18 protein-coding genes are annotated in these 21,960 nt (G+C 51.6%); 10 read left to right on the top strand and 8 right to left on the bottom strand.

The window, feature by feature from the left end; genetic code table 11:
* The first annotated feature begins 123 nt into the window (after positions 1-123).
* The 4 genes from rdgB (at position 124) to INT21_RS09705 (ending at position 3,557) form a co-directional block, all read left to right on the top strand.
* Positions 124-732 (top strand): RdgB/HAM1 family non-canonical purine NTP pyrophosphatase, encoded by a 609-nt coding sequence (rdgB, locus tag INT21_RS09720; protein ID WP_089040126.1) that lies wholly within the window; start codon positions 124-126, stop codon positions 730-732.
* Complete coding sequence (hemW, locus tag INT21_RS09715) at positions 725-1,894, top strand: radical SAM family heme chaperone HemW (RefSeq protein WP_193085101.1); 1,170 nt, start codon at positions 725-727, stop codon at positions 1,892-1,894. The genes rdgB and hemW overlap by 8 nt, the downstream gene beginning before the upstream one ends.
* 48 nt (positions 1,895-1,942) lie before the next feature.
* The gene (locus INT21_RS09710; RefSeq protein ID WP_089040124.1) at positions 1,943-2,617 is read left to right on the top strand and encodes an OmpA family protein; all 675 of its coding nucleotides are present in this window, start codon (positions 1,943-1,945) and stop codon (positions 2,615-2,617) included.
* A gap of 94 nt (positions 2,618-2,711) precedes the next feature.
* The gene (locus tag INT21_RS09705; protein ID WP_193085100.1) at positions 2,712-3,557 is read left to right on the top strand and encodes a 23S rRNA (adenine(2030)-N(6))-methyltransferase RlmJ; all 846 of its coding nucleotides are present in this window, start codon (positions 2,712-2,714) and stop codon (positions 3,555-3,557) included.
* A 38-nt stretch (positions 3,558-3,595) separates the two neighbouring features.
* Here INT21_RS09705 and mnmE read toward each other — a convergent pair whose 3' ends face one another.
* The 4 genes from mnmE to rpmH form a co-directional block, all read right to left on the bottom strand.
* Positions 3,596-4,966, bottom strand: coding sequence for a tRNA uridine-5-carboxymethylaminomethyl(34) synthesis GTPase MnmE (gene mnmE / locus INT21_RS09700; protein WP_193085099.1), 1,371 nt, complete (start codon positions 4,964-4,966; stop codon positions 3,596-3,598).
* Between the two features lie 101 nt (positions 4,967-5,067).
* Entirely contained in the window at positions 5,068-6,753 is a 1,686-nt protein-coding gene (gene yidC, locus INT21_RS09695; RefSeq protein WP_089040122.1) for a membrane protein insertase YidC, read from the bottom strand.
* Between the two features lie 114 nt (positions 6,754-6,867).
* A complete protein-coding gene (rnpA, locus tag INT21_RS09690; RefSeq protein ID WP_084183640.1) occupies positions 6,868-7,269 on the bottom strand; it encodes a ribonuclease P protein component in 402 nt (133 codons plus the stop codon).
* 13 nt (positions 7,270-7,282) lie between these two features.
* A complete protein-coding gene (gene rpmH / locus INT21_RS09685) occupies positions 7,283-7,417 on the bottom strand; it encodes a 50S ribosomal protein L34 (protein ID WP_009723348.1) in 135 nt (44 codons plus the stop codon).
* Between the two features lie 534 nt (positions 7,418-7,951).
* Here rpmH and dnaA point away from each other — a divergent pair.
* The 4 genes from dnaA to gyrB all read left to right on the top strand — a co-directional run bounded on the left by dnaA (position 7,952) and on the right by gyrB (position 14,245).
* Positions 7,952-9,418, top strand: a complete 1,467-nt coding sequence (gene dnaA, locus INT21_RS09680; RefSeq protein ID WP_193085098.1) for a chromosomal replication initiator protein DnaA — start codon at positions 7,952-7,954, stop codon at positions 9,416-9,418.
* Between the two features lie 55 nt (positions 9,419-9,473).
* On the top strand, positions 9,474-10,577 hold the full coding sequence (gene dnaN / locus INT21_RS09675; protein WP_009723350.1) for a DNA polymerase III subunit beta: 1,104 nt from the start codon (positions 9,474-9,476) through the stop codon (positions 10,575-10,577).
* 104 nt (positions 10,578-10,681) lie between these two features.
* The gene (gene recF / locus INT21_RS09670; protein ID WP_193085097.1) at positions 10,682-11,785 is read left to right on the top strand and encodes a DNA replication/repair protein RecF; all 1,104 of its coding nucleotides are present in this window, start codon (positions 10,682-10,684) and stop codon (positions 11,783-11,785) included.
* Positions 11,786-11,824: 39 nt separating this feature from the next.
* Positions 11,825-14,245, top strand: a complete 2,421-nt coding sequence (gene gyrB, locus INT21_RS09665; protein ID WP_193085096.1) for a DNA topoisomerase (ATP-hydrolyzing) subunit B — start codon at positions 11,825-11,827, stop codon at positions 14,243-14,245.
* Between the two features lie 157 nt (positions 14,246-14,402).
* Here gyrB and gmhB read toward each other — a convergent pair whose 3' ends face one another.
* From gmhB to glyQ, 3 genes are all read right to left on the bottom strand, one after another.
* A complete protein-coding gene (gene gmhB, locus INT21_RS09660; protein WP_193085095.1) occupies positions 14,403-14,957 on the bottom strand; it encodes a D-glycero-beta-D-manno-heptose 1,7-bisphosphate 7-phosphatase in 555 nt (184 codons plus the stop codon).
* Positions 14,958-15,168: 211 nt separating this feature from the next.
* On the bottom strand, positions 15,169-17,235 hold the full coding sequence (glyS, locus tag INT21_RS09655) for a glycine--tRNA ligase subunit beta (protein ID WP_193085094.1): 2,067 nt from the start codon (positions 17,233-17,235) through the stop codon (positions 15,169-15,171).
* A complete protein-coding gene (gene glyQ, locus INT21_RS09650) occupies positions 17,235-18,194 on the bottom strand; it encodes a glycine--tRNA ligase subunit alpha (RefSeq protein WP_193085125.1) in 960 nt (319 codons plus the stop codon). The genes glyS and glyQ overlap by 1 nt, the downstream gene beginning before the upstream one ends.
* A 110-nt stretch (positions 18,195-18,304) precedes the next feature.
* Between glyQ and rfaD the strand changes: the two genes are divergently transcribed.
* Positions 18,305-19,261, top strand: coding sequence for an ADP-glyceromanno-heptose 6-epimerase (gene rfaD / locus INT21_RS09645; RefSeq protein ID WP_089040115.1), 957 nt, complete (start codon positions 18,305-18,307; stop codon positions 19,259-19,261).
* Positions 19,254-20,300, top strand: a complete 1,047-nt coding sequence (gene waaF / locus INT21_RS09640) for a lipopolysaccharide heptosyltransferase II (RefSeq protein ID WP_193085093.1) — start codon at positions 19,254-19,256, stop codon at positions 20,298-20,300. The genes rfaD and waaF overlap by 8 nt, the downstream gene beginning before the upstream one ends.
* Here the strand turns inward: waaF and INT21_RS09635 are convergent.
* Positions 20,290-21,948 (bottom strand): sulfatase-like hydrolase/transferase, encoded by a 1,659-nt coding sequence (locus INT21_RS09635; protein ID WP_193085092.1) that lies wholly within the window; start codon positions 21,946-21,948, stop codon positions 20,290-20,292. The two genes, waaF and INT21_RS09635, sit on opposite strands and share 11 nt — an antisense overlap.
* Between the last annotated feature and the right edge of the window lie 12 nt (positions 21,949-21,960).

The raw sequence follows: 21,960 nt of genomic DNA, 5'->3' as shown, positions 1-21,960 counted from the left end.
TTATTGACAATATAAGCAGTTTTTAAATTAGTTTTTAATATTTACATTAAGTAACAGAAAGCCTGCTTTAGAAGAAATTTTGATATATGTAAACTCATTAACCTTCTTTTTGGAGATATCGTTATGGCATCGCCCAATACCTTAGTTTTAGCCAGTGGAAATGTAGGAAAACTAAAAGAATTCAATCAATTACTAGCACCTCTTGGGTTAGATGTTCGTCCGCAATCCGAATTTGGAGTAGGCGATGTGGAAGAAACAGGGCTTACTTTTGTTGAAAACGCACTTCTGAAAGCTCGTGAGGCAAGTAGAATCAGTGGGTTACCTGCATTGGCAGACGACTCAGGCCTAGAGGTGGATGCGCTTCACGGTGCACCGGGTATCTATTCAGCGCGCTATGCCGGTGAGCCTAAAAGTGACGAGCGCAATAATGAGAAGTTATTAACGTCGCTCAGTCGCTATGCTGAAGGCCAGCGTAGTGGACGTTATTGGTGCGTATTGGTGTATTTGCGTCATGCAGAAGACCCTGTACCTGTGATTGTGCAACGTAGTTGGGAAGGTGAAATTCTGGCGCACCCGCGAGGTAATGGCGGTTTTGGTTATGACCCTCTGTTCTGGTTACCGGACCAAGGAATGAGTGTTGCCGAGTTATCCAGTGAAACCAAAAACCGACTGAGTCATCGTGGGCGAGCATTACAGGGCTTGGTTGAACTGTTGAAGGTGGCGCATGGCTGAGCTATTGCCTCCCTTATCCCTATACATCCATACGCCATGGTGCGTACGTAAGTGCCCGTACTGTGACTTTAATTCCCATGAGCCCAGTACTGACGAGCTGCCCGAAGCCGCTTATCTAACCGCCCTGCTCAGTGATTTGGAGGGTGATTTATCGTTAGCGAATGAAAGAGAGATTCAAACGATATTTATTGGTGGTGGCACGCCAAGCCTGTTATCGCCAGCTTTTTACGATCGATTATTCAAAGAGATACGCCTTCGATTGCCGTTCTCTTCGACTATTGAAATTACCCTTGAAGCGAATCCTGGCACGACTGAGCAGCGGCGTTTTATTGGTTATCGAGAAGCCGGGATCAATCGCTTGTCCTTGGGAGTTCAGAGCTTTCGCCCTGAACAGCTTAGCGCGTTGGGGCGTATTCATAGCGGCCAAGAAGCGGTCAATGCTGTTCACCAGGCGCGTGAGGCTGGGTTTGATAATCTCAATATTGATTTAATGCATGGCTTACCTAAACAAACACCGGCTCAAGCGATGGAGGATATTGATCAAGCATTGGCTCTGGAGCCAGAGCATCTCTCCTGGTATCAGTTAACGCTTGAACCGAATACGGCGTTTTTCTCTCATCCGCCGGTGTTACCAGAAGAAGAGGCACTCTGGGACATTCAAGAAGCTGGCCATCAACGCCTTGAGCAAGCCGGTTTGCGGCGCTATGAAATTTCTGCCTACGCGCGAGCGGGACTACAAAGCCGCCACAACATCAATTATTGGCAGTTTGGCGATTATTTGGGTATTGGGGCAGGAGCGCATGGAAAGCTGACGACGGTCGATAGTCAGGGGCAACGGCATATCGAAAGGCGCTGGAAAACACGTCAGCCAGAGGCGTATTTACGTCGTGCAAATGATCCGCGTGGCTTTGTGGCTGGTAAGCAGCTGATAGCAACGCAGGAGCTACCCCTTGAGTTTGCGATGAATGCGTTACGCTTAACCGATGGGGTCGCAATGGATGTCTGGACGGCTTACACAGGACAGCCCTCAGCCGTGTTACTTTCACGGTTACAAAGCGCGTATGAAAAAGGACTTTTAATGGAAATGCCCGAAAAGCTGCGTGCATCGCCTCAAGGTCTATTATTCTTGAATGAATTGCTGACATTAATAAGCGATGAGTGATCAGCGATATATAAAGCAATTACCCTGAAGATTATCAAGGAGTGAGTGATGCGTATTTCTCGACTACTGACCCCGCTGGCGGCAGCCATTTTGTTAGCTGGTTGTGCTACCTCGGACCCTTATGGCGGTCAGACGCAGCGCTCTAGCACTGCGATGGGATCTGGCATTGGCGCGGCTATTGGTGCTGCTGCCGGTGCGCTGTCTGGCGATGGCAGCACTAGCCGTCGTGATCGCGCATTGATTGGCGCGGCGGTAGGTGCTGCAGCGGGTGCCGGTATAGGCGTTTACATGGATCGTCAGGAGCAACAGCTGCGCCAAAATCTCCAGGGCTCGCGTATTGAGATTGATCGTCGCGGTGACGATATTGTGCTTAATATGCCCAGCGGCGTTACGTTTGGTTTCGACTCTGCTGAGCTTACCAGCGAGGCGCGTAACTCTCTTAACCAGGTAGCGAATGTACTGACCCAGTACCAGGACACCCGCGTCAACATTGCTGGCCACACTGATAGCACCGGAGATGCAAACTATAACCAGCGTCTGTCTGAACGCCGTGCCCAGTCTGTAGGTAATTACCTTAGCCAAAATGGCGTATCCTCTGCTCGATTAAACACCATGGGATATGGGGCCAATCAGCCTGTTGCTAGCAATAATTCTGAACAAGGGCGGGCGCAAAACCGCCGTGTTGAAATCACCTTGACTCCCACGGGAAATGGCCAGGGTTAACACTAACGATTGATTAGCTAACCTCGGCATTGCCGATAAACGCCCGCTATGCTCACATAGCGGGCTTTTTTCGATTCTCTGTTAGCGAGCGACTATGCTGTCTTACCAACACGCTTACCATGCCGGTAACTTTGCCGATGTGCAGAAACATTTAACGCTTTACGCGGTGGTTGATTATTTATTACGTAAAAAAACAGCCATTACATATATAGATACTCATGCGGGACGAGGCCTCTATCCACTTAACACCAAAGAGACTCAGCGGCTTCAAGAATACCGTGAGGGCATTTGGCCGCTGTGGAAAGCGAGCGAGCAGCTAAGCGACCCTTTACTAAATAGTTGGCTAACCACGCTGGCAACTGCCCAGCCCCATGCATCTGAGCTTACCCATTATCCTGGCTCACCTTGGTGGCTTTCTCAGCCGCTTCGTGAGCAAGATCGCCTGACGTTATTTGAGCTTCATCCAGGTGAGCATGAGCACTTAAGCAGCCAATCGCTTTCCCCGCAGGCGCAGCGAATTTATGGGGATGGCCTGGCAGGCTTGAGTGAGCTGGTACCGGTTGCAACGCCGCGTTTGTGCGTATTGATTGACCCTAGCTACGAACGTAAAGCGGAATATCTAGAGGTGGTTGATGCGGTGACTTATAGCCTGGCAAAAGCGCGACATGCGGTGCTCCTGGTGTGGTATCCATTGCTACCAGCAGGCAACCATCTCTCGCTGCTAAACGGCTTGAGGGAGAGCGGCATCCGTAAAATTTGGCGCAGCGAGCTTCAACGCCATACGCCAAACGAGCAGAGCCATGGCATGTACAGTAGTGGAATGCTAGTGATTAACCCGCCCTGGGGATTAGATGAGCGTCTAGCGGCGGCGATGGCACACATTACGCCGCTGCTAGGCTCGGAAAGTGACTATCGGTCAGAGTGGCTGGTAGGTGAATAGCTTGTTAGCCACTGTCTGTTAGTGACCAAAGCAGGTGATTATTTCCCGATACAAAAACTGCCAAAGATTTCGCCGAGCAGGTCGTCAGCGCTGAATTCACCGGTAATTTCGCCTAACGCCTGCTGAGCATCGCGCAAGTCTTCGGCCAGCAATTCCCCGGCTCCGTAGCCATCTAGTTGGGCGCGTCCAGTTTCCAGCGCAATCATGGCGCGATCTAAGGCGTCTAAATGGCGGCGGCGGGCTGAGAATCGCCCTTCGGTCGTCGCAGAAAACCCCATGATGTCCTTTAGATGGGTTTTTAAGTTATCCACACCCATGCCAGTTTTCGCGGATAGTCTGATCGTTGGTGGGGTTGTGGATAAATCAATGCCCGCTGGTTCGGCGCTGGTATCGATTTTATTTCGCACCAGTGTCAGGCGTGTTTTATCAGGGAGCCTGGCGACAAATTCCGGCCAAATAGTCATAGGGTCGGTCGCATCAGTCGTGGAGGCATCTACCAATAGCAGCACGCGGTCGGCTTTTTCGATCTCTTCCCAAGCGCGGGCAACGCCGATTTTCTCTACGGCATCGGGGGTGTCGCGCAGCCCTGCGGTGTCGATAATATGCAGTGGCATGCCATCAATGTGAATATATTCCCTCAGCACGTCACGGGTGGTGCCGGCAATATCCGTGACAATAGCGGTATCTTGTTCGGTCAGTGCGTTGAGCAAGCTAGACTTACCGGCATTAGGTCGTCCAGCAATCACCACGCTCATTCCTTCGCGTAACAGTGCCCCTTGGCCTGCGGCTTTGCGAACTGCCGTCAGCGCTTGCTGAACGCTGTCTAAACGGTTGGCGACGTGGCCATCGGCTAAAAAGTCGATTTCCTCCTCAGGGAAATCAATCGCCGCTTCGACGTATACCCGCAACTCAATGAGTCGCTCCACTAACGCCGAGATACGCTGGGAAAACTCGCCCTGTAGCGAACGTACGGCATTTTCGGCAGCGGAACGGGAAGTGGCGTCTATCAGGTCGGCAATGGCTTCGGCTTGGGCTAAATCCAACTTGTCATTTAGAAAGGCACGCTCTGAAAACTCACCCGGGCGTGCTAGGCGTGCGCCAAGCTGTAGGCAGCGTTCAAGCAGCATATCCATAATGATTGGCCCGCCATGTCCTTGCAGTTCAAGCACGTCCTCGCCCGTAAATGAGTGGGGGCCGTTGAACAGCAGGGCAATGCCTTCATCAATAACGCTTTCAGCGGCATAAAACGGGCCGTAGTGAGCGTAACGAGGGGAAGGGCAGTGGCCAAGTACAGCGGCAGCGATATCGCGGCAGGCAGGGCCTGAGACGCGAATAATGCCAACACCGCCGCGGCCAGGAGGAGTTGCCAGAGCGGTAATGGTGTCTTGGGTGTAAAGTCGATCGGCCATGGCGCTTCTCGTTGGTGTATGGCGAAGATTGTCGCGTTGTTCATCCTAAAACGCCAGACCCCCGCTAGGGCGGGGGTCTGGTGGTAGGAGAAGGGAGCGTGCTACTTGGTTCGCAACCCTTTGCCGACGTTTGGATCATTCTCAATATTACGCGTAATGAGGTACTGCTGCGCCACCGAGATGATGTTGTTGACGACCCAGTAGATAACCAGACCTGCTGGGAACCACAGGAAGAAGAAGGTGAAGATAATCGGCAGCATCTTCATAATCTTCGCCTGCATGGGATCGGGCGGTGTCGGGTTCAGCATTTGCTGAACGAACATCGAGATCCCCATCAAAATCGGCAAGATAAAGTACGGATCTTTCACCGACAGATCTTGAATCCAGAACATGAACGGCGCATGGCGCAGCTCAACGGACTCAAGCAACATCCAGTACAGGGCGATAAAGACCGGCATTTGCACCAGAATTGGTAAGCAGCCGCCCAGAGGATTGATCTTTTCCTTCTGGTAGAACTTCATCATCTCTTGAGACATTTTCTGGCGATCATCGCCATACATCTCTTTGAGACGCTGCATTTCCGGGCCAAGCTTACGCATACGCGCCATTGACTTGTAGGCTTTGGCGGATAGCGGGAACAGCACCAGTTTCACGAGTACGGTCAGCAGTACAATTGACCAGCCCCAGTTGCCAACGATGTCGTGGATCTTATCCAGTAACCAGAACAGCGGGTTAGCGATAAACCACAGCCAACCGTAATCTACGGTTAGGCGTAGGTTGGGAGCGACTTGTTCAAGATAGTCTTGAACCTTGGGTCCCATGTACAGCGTTGCGCTTAGCGTTGCCTCGCCATCAGCGGCCACACTGCTCGTGGGGCCAGCAAACGCTACGACATTACGATCCCGTGAATCGGTAGTGACATAGTAGAGGTTTTGCTGATTTTGCGCCGGTGCCCAGGCAGATACGAAGTAGTGTTGGATCATCGCAATCCAGCCACCCTGCGCCTCACGATTTTCAAAGTTATGGCTTTGAATATCGTCGAAGTCGATTTTTTCGTACCGCGCGTCAGGGGTAGAGTAGGCTGCACCAAGATACGATTTCATACCCATAGAGACGCCACTTGAGGGGTCAGGGCTATTATCGCGCGCCAGTTGACCGATAAAGCGTGCGCTAATCGGTGACTCGGTGTTGTTGGCTAAATAGTAACTAACGTTGACCGCGTAGTCGCCGCGCTTAAACGTCAATCGCTTAATAACCTCAACGCCGTTAACTTCCGCTGTTAAATCAACACTTAGCTGCTCTTCATCGTTTCCTAAGCGGTACTCGGTACGCTCGGGCGTGAAGGCAATGCGGCTAGCCTGGCCGTCCAGTTGAAGGCCGGAACGGGCGACGTAGCTACGCGTTGAGTTATCAGAAAGCAACACGTAGTTACGATCTGAATCCTGCGTTAGCTTATGCTGCGGTAGAGCGGCGTACACGATATCGCCACCATGTGGGTCAATACGTACGTCGAGAACGTCGGTCGTGACAGCAATAAAGTCTCGGCTAGACGAGTTACTTTCTGCTTCTCCAGGCATGCCTTCACTAATGGCATTTTGGGGAGCCGACGAACTAGGAACCGATAAATCATCACTGCCAACATTATTGGCGGATGAGCCGTTGCTGTTTTGGGTAATTTCAGGCGTCGAATCGACGCTTATTTGCCCATAATCCTGATTCCACTGTACAACCAATAGGTAGGCAAGTACTGCCAGTGGAATCAGTAATAAAAGTCGTTTTACGTCCATGAGGGTTCTGCCCGATGGGTGGTGAACATGCTAATGGCGCAGTGTCATTTACTCGACCCATGACACACGAAAGCCTGCCAGGCGGCAGGCCGAGGTCGAGCGGCGAGGTGTGCGTCAAGCGTCACGTGTTACGCCATTAGGCGGGAGTGGTACAGACACCGCCTGTGCGTCACGCTGAAGTCGTTTCCACATGCCATTTAGCTGGCGATTCAGCGTCTCGTTATCAATATCTTGAACACCACGCTTTGCCAGTATCACGATATCCACAGAGGGTAAGTGATCTTGGCGGAGGCGAACAGATTCTCTCACGAGTCGCTTAAAGCGGTTGCGATCAACAGCGAGCTTCACATTCTTTTTGCTGACCACCAGTCCAATGCGGGGATGTCCCCGGGTACTCAAACGCGCTAGCGCCATCATACCTTTGCCATGAACCTTCAGGTCTGCCTGTTCAAACACGTGACTAAAATCCCCGGCGTTTAGCAAACGTAAGCACCGGGGAAAGCCTTGATGCGGCACACGCAATCCGAGATCAGGCGCTCAGACGCTTGCGGCCTTTGGCGCGGCGGCGTGCGATAACGGCACGGCCGTTTTTGGTTGCCATACGAGCACGGAAGCCATGCGCGCGCTTGCGCTTGAGAACGCTGGGTTGAAAAGTGCGTTTCATAACTCGTTATTCCCACGTGGTTTAGGACGGAAAGTGAATTCCAAAAGACCCGGTCCAGTGAGGAACTAGCCGGGGAGTTTCAATTCAAGACCGGAAATTGTAGAGACTTCCCGCGTCAGGTGCAATTTTTCCTTGCATAAAAAGCGTTAAAAAGGCAATGGAGGCTCTTCGTACATCACCATCGTGGCTTCTTGCCATGACACTACTATTACTAATGAAGTTATTTAAAACCTACTGTTATTAATAGTGGGGATACTAATTGTGGATAAGCTATTTTAGCCCATTTTTATCAACAACTTAAAAACATAAAAAATCTGTGCATAACCTTCGGATAAGCCTTAAATAAACTGTTAATTAGGTGTGTTCAACAGGTTATAGAAGCCATCAAATCAGCTTTTTCCTTGATCAATTACCAGCTTTTCCCTATGCCTCATGAATAGTTGTCCACAGGACAAAAAGAGGCGTTAGTGCGTGTGGATAACCGTCTCGTTGGGCGCTACAATGGTCGGCCGTTTTCAACCGATGGTGAGATGAGTGTCACTCGCGCTTTGGCAACAGTGCCTGGACTACCTGCAGGACGAACTGAATTCACAGCAGTTCAATACCTGGATACGTCCGCTGCAGGCAGAAGAAGGAGAGACCAATGAGCTGCGCTTGTTGGCGCCGAATCGCTTTGTGCGCGACTGGGTGAGTGATAAGTATTCAAAGCGTATCAGCGAGCTGATGCGAGAACTTGCGCCATCCAAGCCTCCCAAAGTCAGTTTGACTGTAGGTAGCCGCCGTGTGGCTGCACCTGCCCCGCAGCCAAGAGATTTGGGTAATCCGGTCTCAGCATCTCCCTCAAGGCAAGCATCGCCTGCGGTTCATACGCCGCCAAGGGGAGACCTTGCTGATGAGCGAGAAATTGATCAACTGCGGGAAGAGTCACCGAATCGGCGAGGAAATGAGCGCCAAGTACAGGTTGAAGGCAGCCTAAAACATGGTAGTGGTCTTAATCCTAATTTTACCTTCGATACCTTTGTTGAAGGTAAATCGAACCAGCTCGCTCGTGCGGCATCTCGTCAGGTATCTGAAAATCCTGGCGGTGCCTATAACCCGCTGTTTTTATACGGTGGCGTTGGTTTAGGTAAAACACACTTGATGCACGCTGTCGGTAACGCCCTGGCTGGCCGCCGTGAAAATGCCCGTGTGGTGTATCTACACTCTGAACGCTTTGTCGCGGATATGGTGAAAGCACTGCAGTTAAATGCGATTAACGACTTCAAGCGCTTTTATCGCAGCGTTGATGCGCTACTTATTGATGATATTCAGTTTTTTGCTGGAAAAGAGCGTTCCCAGGAAGAGTTCTTCCATACCTTTAATGCATTATTAGAGGGTGGGCAGCAAATGATACTTACCTCTGACCGCTATCCAAAAGAGATTAGTGGTGTGGAGGAGCGTCTGAAATCGCGCTTTGGCTGGGGCCTGACAGTGGCTATTGAGCCGCCAGAGCTTGAAACCCGCGTAGCGATTTTAATGAAAAAAGCAGATCAGGCGAAAGTTGATCTCCCGCACGACGCTGCCTTCTTTATTGCTCAGAAGATTCGCTCAAACGTCCGCGAGCTTGAAGGTGCGCTGAAAAAGGTGATTGCAGATTCGCATTTCATGGGGAAAACCATTACCCAGGACTTTATTCGCGAATCGCTTAAAGACCTGTTAGCGCTTCAAGATAAGCAGGTAGGCGTTGATAATATTCAGCGAACGGTTGCTGAATATTACAAAATTAAAGTTGCCGATCTGCTTTCTAAACGCCGCTCTCGTTCCGTCGCACGGCCGAGGCAAGTTGCTATGGCGCTAGCTAAAGAGCTGACAAATCACAGCTTGCCGGAAATAGGCGATGCCTTTGGTGGCCGTGATCACACGACCGTGTTGCACGCTTGTCGTAAGGTAAGAGCGCTGCAAGAGGAAAATGCGGATATTCGTGAAGATTACAAGAATCTTCTTCGCCTGCTAACTAGTTAACCGTTATCGTTTGGGCCTGCACTGCGGGCCTTTCAGGATAGAAACCGGAGTACCGATGAAATTTACTATTTCCCGAGAGGCGTTGCTTCGCCCGCTGACTCTGGTGGCGGGCGTAGTCGAACGGCGCCAAACGCTACCAGTACTTTCTAATGTACTGATCCAAGTAGAAGGGGATCAGGTAGCATTAACCGGTACCGACCTAGAAGTAGAGCTAGTAGGCCGTACCGTGGCGAGCCAAGTTGATCAAGAGGGTGCTGCCACGGTTCCTGCTCGTAAGCTAATGGATATCTGTAAATCGTTGCCTGACCAATCTGAGATTCAGTTGGCGGTAGAAGAGGGGCGTGCCGTACTGCGCAGTGGTCGTTCGCGCTTTACGCTTTCGACGCTGCCCGTTGCAGAGTTTCCAAATATTGAAGATGCTGATGGTAGTCAGGAGCTTAGTGTGCCCAGAGGGACATTGAAGCACCTGATTGAGTCAACGTCTTTTGCAATGGCCCAGCAGGATGTTCGCTATTATCTGAACGGCATGCTGCTCGAAATTCAAAGTAATTTGTTGCGCACCGTTGCCACTGATGGGCACCGCTTAGCTATGTGCTCACGGCCTATTGATATTGTGGTTGACCAAGCGCAAAAGCTAATCGTACCGCGGAAAGGTATCCTAGAGCTTTCTCGCTTGTTGGACGATAGTGATGAACCGGTAAGCCTTACCCTGGGCTCAACCCATGTTCGCGCTCATACAGGCGACTTTACGTTTACCTCCAAGCTGATTGACGGCAAATTCCCTGACTACGAGCGTGTAGTGCCGCGCAATGGCGATAAAGTACTAATCGCTGAGCGTGCTGAATTGCGTCAGGTGCTTTCACGTACTGCTATTCTCTCGAATGAGAAATATCGTGGTGTGCGGCTGTACCTTGAGGAAAACAATCTTAAAGTAATGGCCAATAACCCTGAACAGGAAGAAGCCGAAGAGAATGTGGCCGTTGAGTATAATGGCGGAGCCATGGAGGTTGGCTTTAACGTAGGTTACTTAGTCGACGTGCTTTCGGTACTGGATGAGGATCGAGTGCAGATGACGCTGGCAGATCCTAACAGCAGTGCGCTGTTAGAAGAACCTGGCGGCGGTGATGCGCTTTATGTTGTTATGCCGATGCGGCTATAGCCGCAATAGCTGGCTAAAGAGGGCGGCGCTTCTGATGGCAGAAGCGCCGTTTTCGCGTTTTAAAGGATGGCAGGTTTTATGGTCTTATTTACTGGCAGTCGTTAATGAGTGTGTCTCGGTTAAATCTTCAGGGGCTGCGTAATTTAGCGCCAGTTGAGATGTGCCCGGCATCCCGTATTAATGTGATATACGGCGTTAACGGCAGTGGTAAAACTAGCCTGCTGGAAGGTATTCATATCTTAGGAATGGGGCGCTCTTTCCGGACTCGTCAGCTTAAACATGCTATACAGTCTGAGGCGCCCTATATGACGCTCTACGGCCGCTTGGCGGGGGACCCTGAGGTTACGCTTGGTGTGAGGAGAATGCGCGCACAGCGCGAGCTAGAGTTGCGTTTGCGTGGAGAGAAAGGCGTCCGCTTGGCCGAATTGGTTGAAGCTATGCCGTTGCAGCTAATAAATCCAGATGCCTTTCGCCTTCTCGAAGGATCGCCCGCAGGTCGCAGAGAGTTTTTGGATTGGGGAGTGTTTCACGTGAAACACTCTTTTCTCGACGCATGGAAGCGAACGCGCCGCGCGGTGAAACATCGGAATGCGCTCCTTAGGCGTGGTAGAATAGTCCCAAGCGAAATAGCGGTATGGGAGTATGAGTTAGCTTCCTGGGGGGAGCAGATGGATGCACTCAGGCAAGCATGGTTCAACGAGTTCTTGCCGGTATTCGATGAAACCTTAAAGGAGCTGATCTCTCTACCCGATTTAACGCTGCGTTATGTAAGAGGCTGGGATATGCAGCGCGCACTTGCGGACGTTTTGCAGGATAGTCGTCACGCGGATCAGCAAATGGGCTTTACCCAGCAGGGGCCGCAGCGAGCAGACTTGCGAATCAGATTAAACAAGCAGCCTGCTGTCGAAGTCCTTTCCAGAGGCCAGCAAAAGCTGGTGGTTAGTGCATTAAAGCTTGCCCAGGGGCGGCTTCTGGAAAGTACCACACAACGACACTGCATCTACTTAATCGACGATTTACCAGCGGAGCTAGATAGCACGCACCGAGATCGGTTTTGCAATTTGCTTGAAAAGATGCAGTGTCAGGCATTTATTACAAGCGTCGAACCCTCCGCGCTTCGTGGTATATGGGAGCCCTCAACAGATGTCGGGATGTTTCACGTGAAACACTCCAGTCAAGGGTTAAGCCAATTACTGCCGGACGGGTAGGCGACACGGAACGAGACAGACTTCACGACGGAGTGGTCAATGAGCGAGCAGGCTTACGATTCATCAAGCATTAAGGTGCTCAAAGGGCTAGACGCAGTACGCAAGCGCCCAGGCATGTATATCGGCGATACCGACGACGGCACCGGGTTGCACCACATGGTTTTCGAGCTGGTGGATAACTCCATCGATGAAGCTCTGGCAGGTCACTGTAGTGAAATTCGTGTGGTTATCCACCCGGATGAATCAATAACGGTGAGTGATAATGGCCGTGGTGTTCCCACCGAGATACATGAAGGCGAAGGCGTCTCAGCCGCAGAAGTTATCATGACAGTGCTGCACGCTGGCGGTAAGTTCGATGATAATTCATATAAAGTATCAGGCGGTCTACACGGTGTAGGGGTGTCGGTTGTTAACGCGCTTTCGGAAGAATTGCGGCTAACCATCTGGCGTCAAGGGGAAGTGTTTGAGCAGGTCTATCACCACGGTGTACCTCAAGCGCCACTAGGTGTTGTCGGTAAAACGGAAAAAAGTGGCACTCGTGTACATTTTCGTCCATCACCGAATACCTTTGCGAATATCGAGTTTCACTACGATATTCTCGCCAAGCGCCTACGTGAACTTTCATTCTTGAACTCAGGCGTTGCTATCCGTTTAATGGATGAGCGTAGCGGCAAAGAGGAGCTGTTTCATTATGAAGGGGGCTTGAAAGCATTTGTTGACCACCTGAATAAAAATAAAACAGTTCTGAATCCTGTCTTTCATTTCAATGCAGTGCGAGAAGATGGCGTTGAAGTAGAAGTGGCGATGCAGTGGAGCGAGGCCTTCACTGAAAACATTTTTTGCTACACCAATAATATTCCTCAGCGAGATGGTGGAACCCACTTGGCGGGTTTTCGTGCCGCGCTTACGCGAACGCTTAACCACTATATCGAAGCTCAGGGGCTACTGAAAAAATCCAAGGTCAATACGTCGGGCGACGATGCTCGTGAAGGCTTGACCGCTATTATCTCTGTTAAAGTTCCCGACCCTAAATTCTCGTCTCAAACCAAAGACAAGCTGGTTTCCAGCGAAGTCAAAACGGCGGTTGAGCAAGAAATGGGGCGGCTATTTGCTGACTATCTGATCGAAAAGCCTAACGAAGCTAAATCGATCGTTAACAAGATGCTAGACGCTGCACGGGCGCGGGAAGCCGCTCGTAAAGCACGGGATATGACTCGCCGTAAGGGCGCGCTCGATATTGCTGGGCTACCTGGAAAGCTTGCAGACTGCCAAGAGAAAGACCCAAGCCAATCAGAACTTTATCTGGTGGAGGGCGACTCGGCTGGTGGCAGCGCCAAGCAGGGGCGTGACCGACGTACTCAGGCAATTTTGCCGCTGAAAGGTAAGATACTAAACGTTGAGAAAGCGCGCTTCGATAAGATGCTGTCTTCAGCAGAAGTCGGCACGCTGATTACAGCGTTAGGCTGTGGTATTGGTCGCGAAGAATTTAATCCCGATAAGCTACGTTACCATTCGGTCATTATTATGACGGATGCCGACGTTGACGGTTCGCACATTCGCACGTTGCTACTAACGTTCTTTTTCCGTCAGATGCCGGAATTGATTGAGCGTGGCCACATCTTTATTGCTCAACCCCCACTTTATAAAATTAAGCGGGGTAAGCAAGAGCTCTACCTGAAAGATGAGCAAGCAATGACCGACTACCTGACCACCACTGCATTGGATGGGGCTGGGTTATATGTCAATGCTGATGCGCCTGGCATTACTGGTTCGCAACTAGAAGCACTGGTTACTCAGTATCGAAATGTTATGAAACGGATTGACCGCCTTGCGCGGGTATATCCCATTGCAGTGCTCAAGCAGGCTGTGCATGCAACGGCGCTTCAAGGCGAAGTCAGTCTTAAAGACCGTGTCACCATGGAAAATTGGATTGCTGAGCTACAGAAAGCAATGGATGACATGGTGGCCTATGAAGGCGGACCGCGTTACCAGTTCTATCTGCAGGAAGATAGCGAGCGCGGTTTGCACTTGCCAGCGGTGTCTTTGATTGCCCACGGTGTTACGACTGAGTATGTGTGGGGACTGGACTTCTTTGAGAGCACTGATTATCGGGCCATAACGGGCCTTGGTGAGACGTTAAACGGGTTGCTTGAAGAAGGTGCTTACATTGCCCGTGGCGAGCGTCAGAAGCCTGTTACGCATTTCTCCGAAGTGCTGGCTTGGTTGATGCAAGAGGGGCAGCGTGGGCTCTCTTTCCAACGCTATAAAGGTCTGGGGGAAATGAACCCCGATCAGCTGTGGGAAACCACCATGGATCCCGACAGCCGTCGTATGCTGCGAGTAACCATTGAAGATGCGGTTGCTGCCGATATGATGTTCAACACGTTAATGGGGGATGAAGTTGAGCCTCGCCGTGATTTTATCGAGACGAATGCGCTAGTTGCTAATCTCGATGTCTGATGTGTTTACCAGCGTGTGTTTCACGTGAAACAGTGCGATAGGCACTAATAAACGCAGTCAGATGAAAAATAAAACGCCGCGCCTAATTAAATGGGAGCGGCGTTTTTTTTGTGTGTCTAGAGTAGAGAGGAGGAGGGGACGGAAGGAAGAAACCCCATTACTGCTGTTGGCATAGCCAATCTGCAAATGCAGCTAGATCTGGATAAACAAGCGTATTTTCAAGATTAGTATGACTGGCTAGCGTTTTCTCCCCTTTACCTGTTCTGACCAGCACTGAACGACATCCTACTGATTCACCCGCTTTGAGATCTCGAAGGCTATCGCCGACCATCCAACTACCGGTGAGGCTCTCCATTGCTAATTGCTGCTGAATTTGCAAAAGCAATCCTGGCAAGGGTTTTCGACAAGCGCATTGATCATCGGGGCCATGAGGGCAGTAAGCAATATGGGCAATACGTCCACCTTTCGCCTCAACCAGTGCTGTCAAGCGATCATGCATTGAATGGAGCGTTGCCTCATCGTAATAGCCCCGTGCTATACCCGACTGATTGGTAGCTATTGCCACGGTATATCCTTCCTGGGTTAGCTGGGCAATCGCATCGATCGCTGAAGGGTAGGGCACCCATTCGTCTAGTGATTTAATATAAGCATCAGAGTCGTGATTAATGACACCATCACGATCAAGTATCACCAGTTGGTTAGCCGAGATCATAGAGTTCCTTATTCGCACATCACTGTTTTCTATTAGAGTCATGGGCACATAGTAATTGGGCGGGTGTTTCACGTGAAACAATTAGTCGGCGTAACCCTGAGTTTAGTCTGAGGGGAAGAGGCGAGACAAATGTGATGAGCGAAAAAAGCCCGGCTTGATAGAAGCCGGGCTTGCTGTTGTTATCTGGGTGAACCGCTATCGGTACCGAGACTTATTGTGGTAGCTGGGAAATATCTGCCACTTCAAGGAACAGTGCTTGCAGACTGGCAAGCAGTGCCAAGCGGTTATGACGGACAGCATCGTCATCGGCCATCACCATTACCTGATCGAAGAAAGCATCGACAGGTTCACGTAGCGTTGCCAGCGCATCTAGTGCCTGCTGGTAGTCGCCTGCTGAAAATAACGGAGCTACTTGCTGTTGACTGGCCGTTACTGCATTGAACAGCGTCTTCTCAGCCTCTTCCTGAAGTAGACTCTGATCAACCTGGGTACTACCGTTGTGTTCCTGCTTGCTAAGGATATTAGAAACCCGCTTGTTCGCGGCAGCCAAAGCAGCGGCTTCTTCCCGCTGTGCAAAGGCCTTAACGGCACGCAAGCGGCGAGCAAAATCCAGCGGTTTAGTTACTGGGCGAGCGCGTACCGCCAAGTACATTTCAGCACTAATACCTTCTTCTTGGCCCCAGGCGCGGAAGCGGTCCAGCATGTAGGTCAACACGTCTTCCACCAAGCCTTCCGCCTTAGGCAGGCCTTGGTGCTGTTCTGCGGCTACGCTGAGTAGCTCGCGAAGATCTAAATTAAGCTGACCTTTGACCAGGATGTTAAGCACACCAATAGAGGCACGGCGTAGGGCAAACGGATCCTTTGCGCCGGTTGGGCGCTGGCCAATACCAAAGATGCCAACAAGAGTATCTAGACGGTCAGCCAATGCTAGCGCTTGGCCTGCAAGGCTTTGCGGAATGTCGTCACTGGCAAAGCGGGGCAGGTACTGCTCTTCTAATGCCTGAGCAACCTCAGCTGGCTCACCATCCTGTTCGGCATAATAGCGGCCCATAATGCCCTGAAGTTCTGGGAACTCGAGCACCATCTCGGTGACCAAATCGCACTTGGCCAGTGCCACTGCGCGCTGGGCGTGGCTCACATCTGCATTAATGTGCTCGGCAATATACGTTGCTATCGCTGTGCTGCGACGTGCTTTGTCAGCCAAGGTGCCTAACTGTTGTTGGAATACCACGCTTTCCAACTGAGGAATACGTGAGGCGAGAGTACGCTTCCGGTCAGTTTCGTAGAAGAAGGCCGCATCGGCCAGGCGTGGGCGAATGACCTTTTCATTGCCGGAAATCACCTGCTGCGGATCAGCGCTGTCGATGTTCGAAATAGTAATGAACAGCGGTTTCAGCTTGCCTTGATCATCCAGCAGGTGGAAGTACTTTTGGTTAGCCTTCATGGACGAGATTAAGCACTCGGCGGGCACTTCCAGAAAGCGTTCATCGAAGCTGCCGGTTAATGCGACTGGCCATTCGACCAGGCCGCTGACTTCTACCAACAACTCTTCGTCGATAACGGCATTGGCTTCTTGAACCTCTGCTTCAGCTAATACCTGCTCACGGATGCGTTCGCGGCGCCGCTGGCGGTCGGCTAGGACGTAGGCATTTTCCAGTGCGGCTAGGTAGTCATCGGCATGTTCAAGCTGTATGGCATCTGGCGCATGGAAGCGGTGGCCAAAGGTGGTACGGCTGGCCTGAAGGCCAAGCGCTTCTGCGGCAATGACGTCGCTGCCATACAGGGCAACTAACCAGTGAACTGGGCGGGAGAACTCAACGCGTGACGAACCCCAGCGCATATTCTTAGGTACCGGTAGCGATTGTAGCGTTTTGCGAACCATCTCTGGCAGCAGCGCCTGTACCGTCTCGCCTTGCTGCTGTTCGCGGAAACCAAGCCAAGTACCTTTATCGGTTTCTAAGTGAAACAGCTCATCGACGCTGACGCCGCAAGAACGCGCGAAACCTTCGGCTGCTTTGGTGGGCACGCCGTCCTTGAATGCAGCGCCTAGGGCAGGGCCACGACGCTCAACCTCACGGTCAGGCTGCTTGTCTGCAAGCCCGCTAACCTGTACTGCTAAACGGCGCGGGGTCGCGTAAGCAGCGATGCTTTGGAAGGAAATCTCGGCTTCTTGCAGGCCTTTTTCGATGCCTGCAGCAAATGCATCGGAAAGTGTATCTAGCGCAGCGGGGGGAAGCTCTTCGGCACCTAGTTCTAATAGAAGCGTATCAACAGCCATTATGCGTCTCCCTGGTCGGCTAGTAGTTCGCGGCGTAGGGCTTCGGGCGCCATTGGGAATCCTTCTGCTTTACGAGACTCAAAATAGGCAGTGGCGACATCCCGTGCCATGGTGCGAACGCGCAGAATAAAGCGCTGCCGTTCGGTCACGGAAATCGCATGACGAGCATCTAACAGGTTAAACGTATGGGACGCTTTCAGAACTTGCTCATAGGCAGGCAGCGGCAGGTTGGCTACCAGAAGCTTACTGCACTCTTTTTCCTGGTGGTCAAAGGCGGCAAATAGCTGATTAACGTCAGCATGCTCAAAATTATACGCCGACTGCTCACGTTCATTCTGAAGATAAACATCGCCGTAGCTGACCTTGCTGCCGTCGGGGGCAATGGCCCATACCAGGTCATATACGCTATCGACGTTTTGCAGGTACATGGCGATACGCTCAAGCCCGTAGGTGAGCTCACCAGTAACGGGGTAGCATTCAATGCCGCCTGCCTGCTGGAAATAAGTAAACTGAGTGACTTCCATACCGTTGAGCCACACTTCCCAACCTAGGCCCCAGGCACCTAGGGTAGGGGATTCCCAGTTATCTTCCACGAAGCGTATGTCATGGACGAGAGGATCGAGCCCCAGGCGCTTTAAAGAGCCTAAATAGAGATCCTGAAGATTGCTGGGCGATGGCTTCATTACCACCTGAAATTGGTAATAGTGCTGTAGGCGGTTGGGGTTTTCACCGTAGCGGCCGTCTGTTGGACGGCGGGAAGGCTGCACATAGGCCGCGTTCCAGGTTTCTGGACCAATTGCCCTTAGGAAGGTGGCAGGGTGGAAGGTGCCCGCGCCGACTTCCATATCGAGAGGTTGGAGAATGACACAGCCCTGTTCTGCCCAGTATTGTTGCAGAGCAAGGATCAAGCCTTGAAAGGTCGACACATCGGGTGTCGATTGGTTTGTCGAGACACTCATCGCGGAAAGCACCGTTGGCCATGAATTCATAGGCCGTCAAGTATACAATCACAGAGAGATGGGTTATAGGCACGTTAGCCAACAGAGCTGTTTTTGGTGAGGAGAACGAGATGATCGTTGTAACAGGCGGGGCTGGTTTTATCGGTGCCAATATTGTCAAAGCGCTGAACGCTCGTGGCCGCGATGATGTGATGGTGGTTGATGACCTGCGTGACGGCACTAAGTTCGTCAATTTAGCTGACTGCACGTTGGCCGATTATCTGGATAAAGATGATTTTCTAGCGCGGATTAAGGCGGCATTGCGAGGTGAGTCAGTCGATTTGCCGACCATTGATGCTATTTTCCATGAGGGTGCGTGCTCCGATACGACGGAGTGGGATGGGCACTACATGATGGAGAATAACTTCGAGTACTCAAAAGTGCTGCTTAACTACTGTGAAGCGTTAGGCATTCCATTTCTATATGCTTCATCGGCGGCTACTTACGGCGGTAGTGAGGTGTTTAAAGAGGCGCCTGAGCACGAAAAACCGCTCAACGTCTATGGCTACTCTAAGCTGTTGTTTGATCAGCACGTGCGCTCTCGCTGGGATGAGTTGACGACACAAGTGGTTGGCTTTCGCTATTTCAATGTTTATGGCCCCCGTGAACAGCATAAGGGCAAGATGGCGAGTGTCGCCTACCATAACCATTTACAAATTCGCAATGGGGAAACGTTAAAGCTGTTTGGGGCTTACGGCGGTTATGAGGCGGGAATGCAGAGTCGCGACTTTGTTTTCGTTGGCGATGTGGTGGCTGTCAACCTGTGGTTTTTAGATAACCCTCATGCGTCCGGTATTTTTAATTTGGGCACTGGGCGAGCCGAGCCTTTCAAAGCTATTGGCGAGGCTGTAATCGATTTTTATGGTCAGGGTGAAATTGACTACATACCTTTCCCTGAAGAACTAAAAGGCCGCTATCAAAGTTACACGCGTGCAGATATCAGCAATCTGCGTGCCTCTGGTTGCGATGTTGAGTTCAAAACCGTTGCCCAGGGTGTGAAAGCCTACTTGGAGTGGCTAAATGGCTAATTCTGCCAAGCGCATATTGGTGGTCGGCCCTTCGTGGGTCGGCGATATGGTGATGGCGCAAAGCCTGTTTATGACCTTGAAAGACCGTAACCCAGGGGCAACCCTGGGGGTGGTCGCTCCGGCATGGTCACAGCCTGTTTTGGAGCGTATGCCTGAGGTAGACGAGGTGCTTCCATTGGCAGTAGGGCATGGTGAATTTGGCCTAGCCAGCCGCCGTGAGCTGGCTGCCCGTTTACGAGGACGCTTTGATCGTGCCATCGTTCTGCCACGCTCTTGGAAAGCGGCGCTGGTGCCCTTTATGGCACGTATTCCCGAGCGCATCGGTTTTTTGGGTGAACACCGTTACGGCTTATTGAAAGAGCGCCGCAAGTTGGATAAGCAGGTGTTGGATCAAACGGTTAAGCGGTTTGTTTCTCTGGGCCTGCCGCTGGAAGAAGCCATACAAGGCGAATTTGAGATTCCGACACCGCGTTTAACGATTGATCGAAATAACTTGGTCAATTTACGTCTTACTCATGCGCTATCGTCGCGTCCAGCCATCGGTATGATGCCCGGAGCGGAGTACGGGCCCGCTAAGCAGTGGCCGTTAGGCTATTTCCATGCGTTAGCGGTGCGACTGGTTAAGGATGGATTTGAGGTGCGTGTGTTTGGCGGGCCGAAAGATAACGCTGCAGGTGAAAGCATTGTGAAAGGGTTGCCCCATGCGCATAACTTATGCGGCAAAACCCAATTGGCGGATGCGGTAGATCTATTGGCAGACTGCCGTCAGGTGGTCACCAACGATTCGGGCTTAATGCACGTTGCCGCCGCGGTAGGCGTGCGCATTCACGCTCTGTACGGCTCTTCATCTCCTGCTTACACCCCCCCCCTAACCGATAATGCTGTCATTCACTATCTGGCGCTTTCCTGCTCACCTTGCTTTAAGCGTACCTGCCCGCTGGGGCATACCAACTGTCTGAATGATTTAGGCGTGGAGCAAGTGTACCGAGCGATGAGTGTCGATAGTCAGCGTGCTAACGGCGCTAACGTTAGCGCATAATCTCGACTTCATCAGCCTGATCAGCAGGCGTTTCTATGACTTGTTGGTCGGCGCTTGCTTGAGGTTCGCGCCGTTGAGGGGTCAGTCCTTCCCAAAGACGGTGCTGTAAGGCGGTCTCTTCCCGGAGCCGCTCGTTAAGCACCTCAAGCCCATGCGTTTCAACCAGCGTTGGTTGGCTGCTAAGTAGAGATGCCCCGAGCCCTGCACGGTTATCGCTGAGCGGTAGGCCCATTGCGTCCAAAATAGTCGGGAATACGTCTAACATTGTCGCCCCCCGATGCACTGTCAGCGGTGAGATACCTTCGCCCAGCATGATCAGCGTATTGTCTCGATCTAATGTTGTCAGTTGATCCCAAACCGACACTCGCATCGTAAGGTGGTCGCTGAGCACGACAACCAATGTATTTTCGAGCAGGCCTTCTTGTTCAAGACGCTCAATAAGGTCACGTGCCTGGCTCGCTGAACATTTCACCGAATATAAGATATCTTGACCATCGAATTCGCCCTGACGGTCTATGCATGTCTGGGAGGGAAAGCCATTAGGGGCGTGACCAGCAATGCTGAGATTCACAACTGCCCATGGGCCGCCATCTTGTTCACTTAAACGACGAATCTCATCCACCGTAAAATCGTAAAGCGTATCATCGTATAGACCCCAGCTATTTAGGTACTCTGGGTCCTTGAGTTCCGCTGACAGCTCTTCCTTGCCTTTTACCGTATCAAACTGATGGCCGCGATAGAAAAGCCCTTTACCAGCAAACTGAGCACTCGCTCCACCCAAATAGCTAAGTCGATAGCCTTGAGCCGCTAGCACATCACCCAGGCAATCGACGCCGGGAACTACTTTGGAAAGCGGCTCGAACTGGCTGTCGTGCAAAAGTCCCGCAGGCATCAGCGGCACACCACACTGGCTAGCAATCATGCCTGCCATGGTCCAGCCGGTATTTTCCATTTGCTGGATACCTTCAAAGACCAGCCCGCGTTCGCCTAACGCGGTTAAGTCAGCATAAGCATCACCAAATAGCTCATTGCGATACGTACGCTCAATACTTTCCAGGTACATGACCAGCAGGTTCGGCGCATTAGCATTAACTTGATTGCCCGTGGGTGGTGGCACGTAACGGCGATCTAGCCAGGCACCATCGTCCGTTACAATGGCCGCGCTGCGTTGCCCTAAACCGTAAAGCATTGGATTTGCGGCTAATAAGAGGAGGGCAACGAAGCGTTCAGTGAGCCGCCATCGCTGATCATGCCGCGTGATCCAGGTAACGGATGCCAGCACTGCGATGACGCTCACTGTGTAAATAACGGCAGTGATCATTTTTTCAGCACCGCCATGTTCGGCCATGCCCGCCTGAAGGTGGAAAAACACCGCACCTAAATCAACATTGCCAAAGCTATCAGCTAAGTAGACATAAATGCCTAGTAAGCTGAGCGGTGCCAGCGACCAAGGCCACATCGTGCGGTAGCGGGCGTTTTGCGGTGCTCCCCAGCGCAACTTGATGCCACAACCTAGCCATACAGCGGCTGTGAAAAATAGTGTCCACCAAGGTAGCCGAGTAAGCACGGTGAGGGCATAGCCAAGACAGATGCCGATTACGAGTAGTGGCAACCATGGAGTAAGTTTGAGTGACCTTAGTGCTGGCATGCGTCTCCCGAA

Source organism: Halomonas sp. 3F2F (assembly GCF_014897805.1).
Classification (GTDB): Bacteria; Pseudomonadota; Gammaproteobacteria; order Pseudomonadales; family Halomonadaceae; genus Vreelandella.
Note: the sequence above shows the minus strand (reverse complement) of the source record. Positions and strands in the feature narration are given on the sequence as shown.